General features: G+C 69.6%; 10 protein-coding genes. All 10 read right to left on the reverse strand.

The annotated features are described in order from the left end of the window. The 10 genes from OV207_RS12370 to tssA all read right to left on the reverse strand — a co-directional run bounded on the left by OV207_RS12370 (position 1) and on the right by tssA (position 13,846). Positions 1-2,331 (reverse strand): type VI secretion system Vgr family protein, encoded by a 2,331-nt coding sequence (locus OV207_RS12370; protein ID WP_267555215.1) that lies wholly within the window; start codon positions 2,329-2,331, stop codon positions 1-3. A gap of 115 nt (positions 2,332-2,446) precedes the next feature. Next, positions 2,447-3,475 carry a hypothetical protein gene (locus tag OV207_RS12375; protein WP_267555217.1) on the reverse strand — a complete coding sequence of 343 codons (1,029 nt, stop codon included), beginning with the start codon at positions 3,473-3,475 and terminating at the stop codon, positions 2,447-2,449. A gap of 5 nt (positions 3,476-3,480) precedes the next feature. Beyond that, complete coding sequence (gene tssH / locus OV207_RS12380) at positions 3,481-6,081, reverse strand: type VI secretion system ATPase TssH (protein WP_324291524.1); 2,601 nt, start codon at positions 6,079-6,081, stop codon at positions 3,481-3,483. Between the two features lie 115 nt (positions 6,082-6,196). Beyond that, on the reverse strand, positions 6,197-7,243 hold the full coding sequence (gene tssG, locus OV207_RS12385) for a type VI secretion system baseplate subunit TssG (protein ID WP_267555219.1): 1,047 nt from the start codon (positions 7,241-7,243) through the stop codon (positions 6,197-6,199). Continuing rightward, positions 7,207-8,961 (reverse strand): type VI secretion system baseplate subunit TssF, encoded by a 1,755-nt coding sequence (gene tssF, locus OV207_RS12390; protein ID WP_193348378.1) that lies wholly within the window; start codon positions 8,959-8,961, stop codon positions 7,207-7,209. The genes tssG and tssF overlap by 37 nt, the downstream gene beginning before the upstream one ends. A gap of 37 nt (positions 8,962-8,998) precedes the next feature. Then, entirely contained in the window at positions 8,999-9,394 is a 396-nt protein-coding gene (gene tssE, locus OV207_RS12395) for a type VI secretion system baseplate subunit TssE (RefSeq protein ID WP_267555221.1), read from the reverse strand. Positions 9,395-9,466: 72 nt separating this feature from the next. Further along, entirely contained in the window at positions 9,467-9,958 is a 492-nt protein-coding gene (gene tssD, locus OV207_RS12400) for a type VI secretion system tube protein TssD (protein ID WP_120542567.1), read from the reverse strand. Positions 9,959-10,087: 129 nt separating this feature from the next. Next, positions 10,088-11,578, reverse strand: a complete 1,491-nt coding sequence (gene tssC, locus OV207_RS12405) for a type VI secretion system contractile sheath large subunit (protein WP_267555224.1) — start codon at positions 11,576-11,578, stop codon at positions 10,088-10,090. 18 nt (positions 11,579-11,596) lie between these two features. Continuing rightward, positions 11,597-12,115 (reverse strand): type VI secretion system contractile sheath small subunit, encoded by a 519-nt coding sequence (gene tssB, locus OV207_RS12410; protein WP_193348381.1) that lies wholly within the window; start codon positions 12,113-12,115, stop codon positions 11,597-11,599. 27 nt (positions 12,116-12,142) lie between these two features. Continuing rightward, on the reverse strand, positions 12,143-13,846 hold the full coding sequence (gene tssA, locus OV207_RS12415) for a type VI secretion system protein TssA (RefSeq protein WP_267555226.1): 1,704 nt from the start codon (positions 13,844-13,846) through the stop codon (positions 12,143-12,145). Positions 13,847-13,849: the final 3 nt, after the last annotated feature.

Here is a 13,849-nt window from a genome sequence, read left to right on the forward strand (position 1 = left end):
TCATCGGGACCTGGTCTTCTTCGCGCACTCCTCGCAGAAGGGCGTGCCTTCGAGTGCGGCGAGCTTGAGTGCCTGCACTTGCGCGGAGGGTGGGGCGGCCCCCTTGATCTTCTGGATCTTGCTGCCCTTCATCTTGATGTCCGAGGAGCCCTCCATCGTGAAGGTCGCCGCCTGGAGCTGAACCTTGCCGGACTTCTCGACGTGGATGACCCGCTTGCCGTTGACGATGACGGAGAACGTGTCGGCCTTCAGCTCGAAGGTCTTCGCGAGCCAGCCCGCTGGCTCCTGGATCTGCAGGTGGGTGGTCTTGCTCTTCTCCGTGGCGTCCTTGCCCACCGTCACGGTGGCCGCTCCCTTCACCTCCGAGTTCCAGTCCCCGCCGACCTTCGCATCCTTGTCCTTCGAGATGAGTTCCTGGCGGCTGCCTGCGATGAGCTCCGTATAGGCCGCGCCCGTCTGCCGGAATGCGAGTCCGCCCACCGCCTCATTCATCGCCAGACCCACGGAGACGGCATAGCCCCCTCCGATGGTGAGCGCCCTGGCCGCGCCCACCGACTCCAACACCGCCTGCGTGATGGTGCCCGTGAAGGTCTTCGCCACGGTGACGGACTGGTTGCCCTCCACCTCCTCGGAGTGGTTCAGGGCCGTTCCCGTGGACCGGTTGCCTCGCACCTGGAGCGTCTGGTCGCCCTCCACGAGGCTGGCGTCGTCGAGCGTCACGGAGAGCGTCTGGTTGCCCTCCACCGTCCGCACGCGGACCTTCTTCACCAACAGGTCCTCGTACCCCACCACCGCCTGCGCCTTGTCGTTCTCCGTCAGGAGGTCCTGGTCCTTCTGCGCGTGGAAGAAGATCTCCTCCTCGTTCGCGGCATCCTCAATGCGGAACTCGTTGAAGCCGTCACTGCCCAGGCTGGAGGCGCTCTTCAGCGTCGACTTCGTCTTTTCGTCCGGCAGGGCGTAGGGCGTCGGATTGTTTCCGTTGTAGACGGTGCCGGCAATCAGCGGCCGATCCGGATTGCCCTCCAGGAAGCGCACCAGGACCTCCTGCCCGATGCGCGGCAGGTAGACGTGCCCCCACGCCGGGCCACCCCAGGCCTGGCCCACGCGCACCCAGCACGAGGACTTGTCGTCCCGGGCGCCTTCGCGGTCCCAGTGGAACAGCACCTTGATGCGGCCGTGCGGGTCGGTGTGGATCTCCTCTCCCGCGGGCCCCACCACCGTCGCGGTCTGCACGCCAGAGATGCGCGGCACCGGCGTGACCCGCCTGGGCCGGAAGACAACGCTCGCTGGCAACAGCCGGAAGCGGTTCTGGTACAGCCCCTGGAGCGCCTCGGCGCCCCCGAGCGTGTCCGGCTGTCCTCCCGTGTGCACCACCTCCACCACTGTGTACTCGCTGGCGAAGGCTCCATCCCCGGGAGACTCCAGCTCGAACTGGTAGCCCGGCGTCAGTCGCGGGCACACGCTCTCACCGGCGAAGGTGTGGCTGCCCTGCGCCTTCTCCTCCATCCGCACCTTCGCCGCGCCCTTGCCGGTGGCCGGGGCGACGTACTCGCCTGGATAGTCATACAACTCCAACGCCGCCACGCCTTCGGACGCGGCCTTCACGGAGGTGTCCACCGCGGGCTTTTCAAAATCGTAGTCCTTGAGGCGCACGGCACCCGGACGCAAGCGGCGGATGGCTTGGATGGCGTGGATGTACTCGCCGTCGGCCGTGCGACCGTCGTCAGGTCGCAGGGGCACCGTGTTCCCTCCAGGCAGCGCCTCATGCGCGCCGGAGCTGTCTCCCAGCACCAGCGTGTGGGCCTCCTCGGTGTGCTGGAAATAGAAGTAGATGCCTTCCCATTCCAGCAGCCGGCGGACGAAGTCGAGGTCCGATTCGCGGTACTGCACGCAGTATTCGCGCGGCGCGTAGCTCGCCTGGAGGGCCAGCTTCAATTTCACGCCCGCATCGCCCAGCACCGTTTTCACCACCTCTGGCACCGTCTGGTTCTGGAAGAGGCGGCTGTGGCGCATGTGCTGGAGGCTCGTCAACTGGGGTCCCACCCAGATCCGGTAGCACCAGCGGCCTCCCACCCTTCCCAGTGCGTCGGCGCGGTACACCCTCCCGTGCACGTTTCGGGCGACGCCCTGGCCCACCCGCACCTGGAGCAGGGCAGGGGCGTTGAGCAACTCCGACTGCGTCAGCGACTCCCCATCCTTACCGTGGAAGTCGATGACGAATTCATAGGGACGGCTGATCGCCTCCGTTCCGGAGAACCGGCTCACGACGAGGGTGTTCGCTCCGTGGGCGCCAACCTTCAGCGCATAGGCTGGTGCTTGCGTTCGTGCCATACAGCCCCCCGCCCATTGCCTCGGGCGTTGATTCGAACCCGGGAGCCTGGACAGGGGCTCCCACTCCCTTCGCGGCGGGCCCTGGGGCCTTGCCGCGGAATCATCCCGATAGGACTCAAGGCTTCGTGCCAGACGCGGTCTTCGGCGCGGCTTCCTTTGAAACGGACGGCGGGGTGCGGGGGAGCACCTCCTGCTCCGGTAGCGGCTTCGCCCCGGCCAGGAGCTGCTGTTCAATCATCCGCACCCACAGCGAAGGCGCGCTGCCCTGGAGGACGTTGTCCTGCACCGTCAGCTCCCGGTGGTCCTGCGCGCGGCGGTAGAGGCGCGGCGCCACGGCCGGCTGCTTTGGATCCGAGTCCGTCACCTGCACCTGCTCCTGCACGGTGATTCCGTCGGACTTGAACGACACCGTCGAGGCCAGCTCGAACGTGCGGCGCAGGCCGCTGGGCAGCGTGAAGGACATCGCCCGGCTGAGCGGGAACCACGCGGCGCCCAGGCAGGCCTTGTCCTTGCTGGACACCGCCTCCCCGAAGAAGCGGTGGCTTCGCAGCGGCATGATGCGCATCGCGCGCCGGCACACCTGCTCCTCCGACGCATCCGTGGTGCAGGCGTCGCCCTCCGCCACCAGCACCTCCGTGCCCGCCACGCGCTCCATCCGTAGATCCGTACGCAGCGGCAGCGCTCGCAGCGTGCCCAGGGCCTCCACGGAGAAGCCGGTCTCCGTCGTCACCACCCTCGCGACGGGGCCTACGCCCTCTCCGTTGGTGTAGCGGCGCGTGATGACCCAGACGAGCCGCTCGCGGGCCTGGGTCGTCACCATCACCAGATCCTCCTCCGTCAGCTTCTCCGCCGGAGGGAGCGGCTCGGAGGGCGGGCCCGCCTCACGGCATTCGTCCTGCACCGGATCCTGCCAGACGACCGGCGCGCCCGAGCAGTCCACCGCGGGCCTGGGCACCACGTTGCGCTCGGCATCGTAGCCGTGCAGCAGCAGCGCGAACCACACGTCCGGCGCGGGCGCGGAGCGCACGTTGAAATCCGCGTCCCGCTGACAGAGCCGGGTGGCGGGCTTCGCGGTGGCGCAGCCTGTCAGCGCCAGCGCGACACCCGCGAGCATCACCAGTCGTTTCATCATGGAGGTCGCCATGGGGCTCAGGCTCCGGAGAACTGGAGCGACCAGTCTCCTTCGGCGGTCAGTGCGATGTGCAGGCGGGGCGGAACCGAGCCGCCCGCCAGCTTCTGCAACAGCTCCCGGGACAGCGCCGGCATCAGCGAGCCCTGGAGGATCTGCTCCAGGTTGCGGGCGCCCGTCTCGGACTCGGTGCAGCGGCGGGCAAGCTCGTCCAGCAGCTCCGGCGCCAGCGTCGTCTCCACGCCGTGCGCCGCGCGCACGCGGCCCACCAGCTTGTCGAGCTTCATCTCCGCGATCTGCCGCATCACGTCTCGCTGCACCGGACCGAACGGGACGATGGTCATGCGCGCCAGCAGCGCCGGCTTGAAGTGCTGGCTCAGCGCCGGGCGGATCGCCGCCATCACCTGTTCGGACGTGGGCGTGGCGTCCCCGTCGAACATCCGCATCACGATGTCCGACGCCAGGTTGCTCGTCAGGATGATGACCGTGTTGCGGAAGTCCACAGCGCGGCCCTCGCCGTCCGTCAGCATTCCCTTGTCGAACACCTGGTAGAAGAGGTTCATCACCTCCAGGTCGGCCTTCTCGCACTCGTCGAGCAGCACCACGGAGTAGGGCCGCTGACGCACGGCCTCCGTCAGCAGGCCGCCCTCGCCATAGCCCACGTAGCCCGGCGGCGAGCCGATGAGCCGCGACACGGTGTGCTTCTCCTGGAACTCGCTCATGTTGAGCGTCGTCATGAACCGCTCGCCGCCGTAGAGGCTGTCGGCCAGCGCCAGCGCCGTCTCCGTCTTGCCCACGCCGCTGGGCCCCACGAAGAGCACCACGCCAATGGGCGTGTCCGGGTTGCGGATGCCCGCCTGCGAGATGCGGATGATCTCCGCCACCTTGCGCACCGCCGCGTCCTGTCCCCGCACGCGCGAGGCCAGCTTCGACTCCAGGCTCAGCACCGCTTCAATCAGGTCGCTGCGCATCTTGCCCACGGGCACGCCCGTCCAACTGGACACGACCCGCGCCACGATGTCCGCGTCCACGTCCGCGTGGACCAGGGGCTCCTCGCCGCGCACCCGGGCCAGCGCCAAGGACGCCGCGTCCACCTCCTCCTTCAGCGCCTGCCGGTCCGCGTCCGGCGCCGACGTGGCGAGCGCCTTCCTCGCCGCGGACAGCCGCGCCACCCCCGCACGCTCCGTCTCCCAGCGCCCGTGCAGCGTGGCCAGTTGATCCCTCACCGCCCCCAGCCGGGCCTCCACCTGCTCCACCGCGTCCGCGTCTCCGGGATGGCCTTCCGACAGGTCGCGCCTGCGGGCATCGCGCTCGCGCTCCAGGCCGGCGATCTGCTGCTCCAGGGCCACCAGCTCATCGGGCCGCGTGGACTGTTCAATCTTCACGCGCGCCGCCGCCGTGTCCAGCAGGTCCACGGCCTTGTCCGGGAGCTGCCGGCCGGAGATGTACCGCTGCGACAGCCGCACGGCGGCCGTGACGGCCTCGTCGCGGATGGTGACGCCGTGCGCGGCCTCATAGGTGGCCCGGAGGCCCCGCAGCATCAGCTCCGCGTCCTCGACGCCCGGCTCCTCCACCTTCACCGGCTGGAAGCGCCGCTCCAGCGCGGCGTCCTTCTCGAAGTACTTCTTGTATTCGCTCCAGGTGGTGGCCGCGAGCGTGCGCAGCTCGCCTCGCGCCAGCGCCGGCTTGAGCAGGTTCGCCGCGTCGCTGCCGCCCGCGGAGCCCCCCGCGCCGATGATGGTGTGCGCCTCGTCGATGAAGAGCACGATGGGGGTGGGGGAGGCCTTCACCTCGGAGATGACCGCCTTGAGGCGGTTCTCGAACTCGCCCCGCACGCCCGCTCCGGCCTGCAACAGGCCCAGGTCCAGGCCCAGCAGCTCCACGTTCTTCAGCGCGTCGGGCACCTCACCCTGGACGATGGCCCACGCCAGGCCCTCCACCAGCGCCGTCTTCCCCACGCCGGGTTCGCCCACCAGGATGGGGTTGTTCTTCCGGCGCCGCGACAGGATGTCCACCATCTGGCGGATCTCCCGGTGCCTGCCGAAGATGGGGTCGATCTTCCCCTCGCGCACCCGGCCCGTGAACGACGTGGTGAAGCGCTTGAGGGATTCGTCCCCACGCCCCCCGGACTGCGCTGACGCGGAGGCGCCCGCCGGCGTGCCCTCCGGGGGCGCGGCCTCCACCGTCTCCGCGGACGGCCGCAGCACCACCTCCAGCGAGTCCATCAGCTCATCGCGCGAGATGGCGTCCAGCTCCGGGAAGGACTCCGCCGTGTAGCGGCTCCTCCGGGCGATGAACTGGGCGAACAGCACGCCGGAGCGCAGGCGCGTGGCGCCCTGTTCCACCGACGCCTGCAACCACGCGTCCTCGATCCACTGGAAGAGCGTCTCGGAGAACACGGGCCGGCCCGGGGTGCCGGCGCGCATGCCCTGGAGGGCGCGGTCCACGCTGGCGGCCAGCTTGCGCCGGTCCACCTGGAAGTGACTCAGGATGCGGGCGACGTCGGAGTCCTCCGCCTCCAGCAGCTGCGCGAGCAGGTGCTCGACGACGATTTCATAGAAGCGCCCCGTACTGGCACGGGCGACGGCCGCCTCCAGCAGACGGGTGGACGTGGGCGTCAGGCGACGGACGAGCGCCTTGGGATCGACACGAATGGGAACACCCTCCTCGACGGCGTGAAAGGAATGTCCCGGTTCCCCGGGGGCCGTGAGCCCCGGAGCGCCGGTGGCGCGAAGCTCACGCGCCCGGAACGTTCAGCCGGTTCTGGTGGCCGTTGCCCAGCCAGGTGTCCCGGCCAAGCCGCGAGGCCTTGTGGTCGTACATGGACAGGAAGAAGGTCTGGCTGACGCTCTCCGTGAGCCCCAGCTCCAGCTCGTACTCCAGCGGATCCCGCAGGAAGAGCGCCATCACCTCGCGCACCATCGGCAGCAGGTCGCCGTCCGGCAGCAGGCGCTTGTAGGCCCGGGGAGGCAGCGGCGCGATGGCGAGCTGCATCTTCCCGGTGCGATCAAACGCCTTGCCCCCCAGCAGCATGTCGCGGCCCAGCTGGTTGAACGAGTGCCCCAGCCGCGCCCGCGCATCGATGTCCACCCAGCGCCCCACGAACTGGCGCACCGTGACGGTGGCCCCCTCCAGGTCGTTCCCCAGCGCCTCCTGGAGCGCGACCTCCAGCTTCTCCGCGGTGCGCACCTGGCTGGCCAGCAGCGGCACGATGCGCAGGAGCCGTGAGATGGGCAGCTTGCTGTCGGCGTGCTGCTCGTAGGTGTCGAACCCCGCCAGCGCGAGCAGCCGCCGGGACCACTGGTCCGTGAAGCCCGTGTTGGATTCGCTGGTGACGCGGTAGCGCGTCTCCAGCCGGTAGAGCAGCGACAGCAGCCGGTGGTGGAAGAGGTCCAGGAACTCGCGCCGCACGGCGTGGTCCGGATCCTCCTGCGCCACCTCCTCCGCCAGGTACATGGGCAGCGGGCTGACCGTGCCGGTGAGCCCCAGGAAGCGCGTGGCGACCTCGAAGAGCGGCCTCCGGGCGTGCGCGTCCTCGGCGCGCACCGGCACCTCGCGCAGCGTGACGCTGCTCACGTCGCCGGAGGAGAAGCCCAGCGACGGGTCGTGTCGGAAGCGGATCATCTCCTCGCTCACCGGCCCCACGTCGCCCACCCGCACGGCGCCCTCCGTCAGCCGCTCCAGGTAGGCGACGAGCGGAAAGAACCCCAGCCGGGGCGCCGCCTCCTCCAGCTCGCGGCTGGCCGCTACGAGATGCGCTGGGAGCCGTTCCTCGGGCGCCACGAGAACTCCGTCTGAGAAGGGTGGAGGCGGACGTTCAGTTCGCTGAACGAGTTGATGGTCACGTTCGAGGCCAGCAGCTCGTCCAGGATGGAGCCGAAGAGGAAGGCGTCTCCCACGCCCTGGAAGTTCTTCTCGTCCACGTCGATGACGGTGAGGCTGCCGCGCAGGGGCGCGCCCTCCAGGAAGCGCGTCACCGGCTTCGCGTTCAGCGCCTGCACCGCATCCACGCGCTGCCGGCTGGCGCGCGAGGCCAGGTTGTCCGCCAGCGCCTGGAAGTTGTAGAGGTCCAACAGCCGCCGCAGCGCCGCCGCGTCCGACAGCGAGCGCTGGTTGACGGCCAGGTGCGAGAGCAGCCGCCAGTGCAGCTCCGAACCCAGCGGCGCCCGCGCGGGCCGGCTCAGCGGGGCGATGTTCTTGAACTTCGCCTGCGTGGGCGACGCCGACGTGGACACCGTGAGGTCGCCCACCTGGAGCCGCGACGGCAGCGAGCGGTTGGTGCACGTCAGGTCGATGGAGAGCACCTCCTCCGACCCCAGCAGCGGCGCCACGTCGCGCGGCGTCTCCAGCGTGAGGTACGTGTCGATGCCGTCGTCGATGGGCGAGTGCACCCGCCGCACGCGGAAGAAGGACGTCTCCGCGCCCTCGCCCCGGGTGTGCTCGAAGTCGAAGAAGGGATGGTACGCGCGGCGCTCGTTGCGCCCGGCCTGCATGCCCGTCACCGCGTCCACCGAATAGATCTCCGAGTGCTGCGGCGGCAGGTCCGAGGCCCGCAGCAGGTGCTCGCGGTCCAGCGCGTGGTGGAGGATGGGGTCGGCCGGCACCTGGAACAGGTTGATGACCGGCGCGCAGTGCAGGCGGAACATCTCCCGGGTGATGCGCGCGTCCATGGGCGGTGGGCGCTCCAGCTCGAAGGCGATCTCGAACCGGTCCTCCGTGATGGAGGAGGCGGCGACGTCCAGGCCCCGCACGTCGAAGAAGAGGAACTTCTCCGGCAGCGTGAAGTACTCCTGGAGGAGCCGGTAGCCCTCCGTGGCCCGGGGCCAGGGCAGCAGCCTGAAGTCGCGGTCGAAGCCCGTGGCGCGCACCGCGTCCGGCGGCAGGCGCAGGCCGGGCCCGCTGTCGGAGGCCCCGCGCACGCGCACGGCCTTGCAGTAGCGCAGCAGCCACAGCAGCACGAGCGAGCTGGCGGACAGCTCCCCGTGGATGAAGAGGCGCACGCCGGCGGCGCGGAACACCTCCGCGCGGCCCTGCTCGTGCGTCTGGAAGAACAGGCGCAGCACCGGGGACGTCAGGGACGAGCGATCCAGCATCGCGTCCTGGAGCGTCAAGGGCAGCAGGTCCACGTCGGACGTGGTGCGGAAGACGCAGGAGGTGCCGTCGAGCGGCTGGGAGGCCACCTCCGCGCCCGCGGGCAGGCGCGAGCGCCCGCGCAGGGCCCGCACCTGCGGCGTGAACTCCACGATGGTGGTGGCGGGCAGGGGCCGCAGGTAGTGGGGCAGCAGCAGCTCCGTGAGGCCGTGCACCATCTCCGGGACGTTGTCGTCCACGCGCTCGCGGATGCGCGCGGTGAGGAAGGCGAAGCCCTCCAGCAGGCGCTCCACGTCCGGGTCCGCGCCGCGCTCCACCAGCAGGCCCGCGACGCTGGGGTTGGCCAGCCCGAAGGCGCGGCCCATCTCCCGCAGGTACGTCAACTCACTCAGGTAGTACTTGCTGAACATCCCCGTCCCCCGTCTCTTCGTGCGCCCCGGAACCCGCTCACCACAGGTCCACCTTGCCGCCCGGATGGATGTGCGTATGGAACCGCAGGGCGCCGCGCTGGCCCCGCCAGGACAGCTGCGCGCTGATGTCGAACATCAGGGCCGTGGGGTCGTCCTCGTTGGGCTGGTGGGTCACCACCACGCTCTTCAGGCGCGGCTCGAACTCCTGGATGGCCGTGCGGATGGACTGCTGCATCCTCGGGATGGCGGACGGGTACATGTGCACGACGTCGTTGAAGTCGAGGATGCCGAAGTTCGGCGCCGCGGCGGATTCGCCCCGTCGCGTGTTGAGCAGCACGCGCAGGTGCGCGGCCACCGACTCGACGATGTCCCCCTGGGACACCAGCGAGCCCTGACCGGCCGCGATGCGCGAAAGCAGTCCTCGTTCAGCCATGGGGGCGTGGGGGCGGGGCGTGGACGCGAAGCGCCCTTCCCATGCTGGAAGGGCGCCCCGCGAACGGTGCGACTAGCGCTGCGTCGCCCAGGAGTCCTCGTGCGTCACGCCACCATTCGTGTACGTCCAGTTGATGGTGTGGAACACGAAGGTGACCTCCTCCAGGGGCGGCTCGGTGGAGGTGGCGGGGATGATGGTGTTGGGCACCGTCTGCTTGATGCTGCCGATGCGGCCCTGGGCGAAGCCCACCGTGTAGAACTGCTCGGTGGTGCCGTCACCCGTGGGGTTGGGGCGGAAGAACTTCAGCACGCCTTCCACCACCTGGTTCTCCGCGAGCGCCTTCATGAGCAGCGGCGAGCTCTTGTCGATGCGCTTGCGGATGAGCAGGGGCGGGTACTGGCGGCGCCCCGTGGCCAGGCCGGAGCCCGCCTCGCGGGCCGTGATGACCTCCTGCTCGTAGTAGACGCACTCGATGGAGCCCTCGCGACCGAGGCTCGTCTGGGTGCTCTCGCCCTTGATCTCGCTGCCGTTCGCCTTCAGGTACAGGTGTACTGTCTCAGCCATTTTCGGCCACCTCGTGCGCGGCTGACGGCCCGCGCGTTGGACCCGGCCCGCGGGAGGGCGGATCGGGTGTGATGGAGCCCCCCGACTGCTTGGGCGTTACGACAGGCGCAGCTCAGATGCGAGAGGGGCTCACTCCTTGTCGAGCTTTCCAACCAACGACAGCGTGAAGGACACGCCCATGTATTTGAAATGCGGGCGCACCTGCAGGTTGCAGCGGTACCAGCCGGGCTGGCCCTCCACGTCCTCCACCGTCACGCGCGCGGCGCGCAGCGGGCGGCGCGAGCGCACCGCGGGGGCCGGGTCATCCATGTCCGCGATGTACTGGCTCATCCACTGGTTGAGTTCGCGCTCCAGGTCCGCGCGCTCCTTCCAGCTGCCAATCTGTTCGCGCTGGAGCACCTTCACGTAGTGCGCCAGCCGCGTCATGATGAACATGTAGGGCAGCTGCGTGCCCAGCCGGTAGTTCGTCTCCGCCGCCTTGGCCTCCGGCGAGGAGCCGAAGAACCGGGGCTTCTGGGTGGAGTTGGCGGAGAAGAACGCCGCGTTGTCCGCGTCCTTGCGGAACACCAGGCCGATGAAGCCCTCTTCGGAGAGTTCGAACTCGCGGCGCTCCGTGAGCATGATCTCCGTGGGGATCTTCGTCTGGATCTCCCCCATGGCCTCGTACTGGTGCAGGGGCAGGGTCTCCACCGCGCCGCCGGACTGCGGCCCGATGATGTTCGGGCTCCAGCGGAACTTGCCGAACGAGTCCGTCACGCGCGTGGCGAACGCCGTGGAGGCGTAGCCCCACAGGTAGCGGTCATGGTGGCCCACGACGTCCTCGGTGAAGTTGAACGCCTTCACCGGCACCGTCTTCTCCCCGTAGGGCAGCCGCAGCAGGAAGCGCGGCAGGCACAGGCCCACGTAGCGCGCGTCCTCGCTCTCCCGGAACGAGTGCCAGCGCGCGTACTGGGGCCCTTCGAAGAAGGACTTGAGGTCCTTGAGGTTCGGCAGGTTGAGGAAGCTCTCCTCGCCGAAGAACTCCGGGCTGGCGTTGGCGATGAACGGCGCGTGCGCCATGGCCGCCACGGACGCGCACTTGCGCAGCAGGTCCACGTCCTGCGGGCCGGGCCCGAAGTCGTAGTTGCCCGTGATGAGGCCGTAGGGCTTGCCGCCGAAGACGCCGTACTCGTTGGAGTAGGCGATGCGGTACAGGCCCGACTTCACGACCTCCGGCGCGTCGTCGAAGTCCTTGAGCAGGTCCGCCTTGGAGACGTTGAGCATCTCCACGCGGGTGTTCTCGCGGAAGTCCACGCGGTCCACCAGGAAGCGCAGGGACCGCCACGACGACTCCAGCGTCTGGAACTGCTTGTCGTGGAGGATCTCATTGACCTGCGCGCTCATGCGCTGGTCGATCTCCGCGATCATCGCGTCCACGAGCGCCTTGTCGATGCGCTCCTCGCCGCGATCCGGCGCCAGCATCTCCGTGATGAAGGCCTGCACGCCCTTGCGGGCGATGTCATAGCCCTCGTCGCGGGGCTTGAGCTTCGCCTCGGAGAGGATTTCGTCGAGCAACGAGTTGGAGCCGAGAGCGATCGCGGCTTCCGCGGCGGGGTTCGGGGTCTGGGTTTGCGTGCTCATGTTCGCGCTCGTTTCGGATTACTTGGTCGGGGCGGCGGCGGCGGCGATGTCTTCGGGCTTGAGGCCCAGCTCCTCGATGAGCTTCTTGCGGCCCTCCTCATCGTTGAGCATGGACTGCAGCTTCTTGCGGAAGGCGGGCAGGTTGCCCAGGGGGCCCTTGAGCGCGTTGAGGGCGCTGCGCAGCTCCAGGAGCTTCTTGAGCTCCGGCACCTGGTTGACCACGCTTTCGGGCGCGAAGTCAGACAGGCTCTTGAACTGGAGCGTGACGGCCATGGTCGCGCCCGGCTCGTTGGAGAGCTTGTCCGCCGCGGAGAGCGTGACGCGCAGGTCCTGCTGGGCCATCACCTCGTTGAAGTTGCTCTTGTCGACGTTGATGGGCGCCCGCTGCTCCAGCGGACGGTCATCCTCGCGGCCGGTGAAGTCTCCCATCACGAGAGTCTTCAGCGGCAGCTCCACCTGCTCCTGCGCATTGCCGGTGGCGGGCTTGTAGACGATGTTGACGCGTTCGGTCGGGGCGACGGAGTTTTCCTTGCTCATCTTCGGCTTTCTCCTGGGGTGAAACGGTTAGGACGCGGTCGTGTCCGGTGGGGACTCCGCAGTCGCTTCCAGTCGTTCGACGCGCACGCGCAACGCTGCCGGTGCATCGAGTTGCGCGAGGCGACGATAACGAAGCTGTGAATCCATTTCCAGACGCCCCGTGAAATTTGTCTGGGCAAGGGCGCAGGTCAGGAATCCTTCCAGGCACGCGGCCGCGAGCGTGGGTTCCCACGCATCCAGTTGCCGCGCGCTGCACTCCTCATCGAGCCAGCCATAGAGCGTTCGCGCGAGTAAGAGATTGCCGGAATTGGCACACATGCGTGCCAGGGAAAGGCGCGCGACGAAGCGGGCCCGTCCCGTCGTCGCCGCGTTCACCGCGGTCTGGAGCCGCTGGAGGGCCTCTTCCGGCTTGCCGGCTTCGAAGAGGACGCGCGCCTCTTCCTCCAGGCCCGCGACCGCGCCGGGGGCGGGCGGTGTCTCGGATTGGAGCGGTGGAATGAAGACGCGCTGGGCGGGTGGGGCGCTGACGCCGCTCCCGGGGGCGGGCGCGACCCGGGACAGCACCTCTGTCTGGAGCCACTGCTTCGTCGCGGCATCCGTCAGGGGCGTGCCGTCCGACGCCACGAGCTCCATCACGCCGGGCATCCTGCGCAGGAGCGCCGCCAGCTCCAGCACCAGCGCTTCGCGCGCGCCAGCGTGGGTGGGGCCCAGGCCCGCCAGCGCGTTGGCGACCTGGCGCTGCAACTCCAGCGCGAAGCGGTGCTGCACCAGCGCCGACTCGGCCTCTTCCAGCAGCTCCGCCCACCGGGCATGGGTGGCCATGCGCTCCAGCCGCTCACGCAGCGCGGGAGGGAAGGGGGGCAGCGACGTGCGCGCGTTGGCGCCCGGCGCGGGCGGTTGCGACAGGTGCAGCCACAGGCCGGTGCGGAGCATCCGGTAGGCGAGCGGATCCGCCGTGTTCGCGCGGCGGACCAGCCCCGCGGCGCTGACGAGCGAGCCGCCGACGTTGCGCAGGAAGTCCGTCGCGGCCTCGGGGCTCGTCAGCTCCGCGGACGGCGTGGGCAGGGAGAGGGGCGCGGGCGCCTGCGCGACGGTGGCCGGCGGCTGCGCGGCGGCGGGCTGCGCGGGCTGCGCGGTCGCGGCGGGCGCCTGCGCGGGTTCGGGCGTCTGGAGCGAGGCGCGCAGCCGCATCACCCCTTCGAGCAGCGGGCCGAAGGCGGGGCCCTGTCCCTCGAAGCGGGCGCGCGACAGCTCCGCGAGCCGCGCGGCCGCTTCGGAGAGCTGGCCCAGGAGGTCCGCGTCGGCCGGGGTCACCTTCACCGACGGGAGCACGCGGCCCATGCGCTCCACGAACCAGGTCACCGCGTTCGCCCGGCCGCGCAGGCGCTTCGCGTCCGGGAAGAGGGTGGGCCAGTACTGGTCGGTGACCTCCGCCAGCACCACCATGCCGGTGAGGGCGCCGGAGAGGCCCTCCGTCATGTACATCCCGTAGGCCAGGTAGGACGCGAGCCACAGGTCCTTGGTGGTGTGCTGGAGCAGCTGTCCGGAGCCCCGCACGACCCCGGCCCAGTCCACCGCGTCGCTGGCGGGGGACTCGAGCTTCGCGACCTCCGTGGAGACGGCCTCGTAGGCCGGGTCGTGCTTCGCCTGCACGCCGGAGGGCTTGTCCTGGGAGATGGGCTCCAGCCAGGGACGGGTGCGCGCGCGAAGGAGTTCGGTGGAGGCGGACATGGC

It is taken from the genome of Corallococcus sp. BB11-1 (assembly GCF_026626625.1).
Classification (GTDB): Bacteria; Myxococcota; Myxococcia; order Myxococcales; family Myxococcaceae; genus Corallococcus; species Corallococcus soli.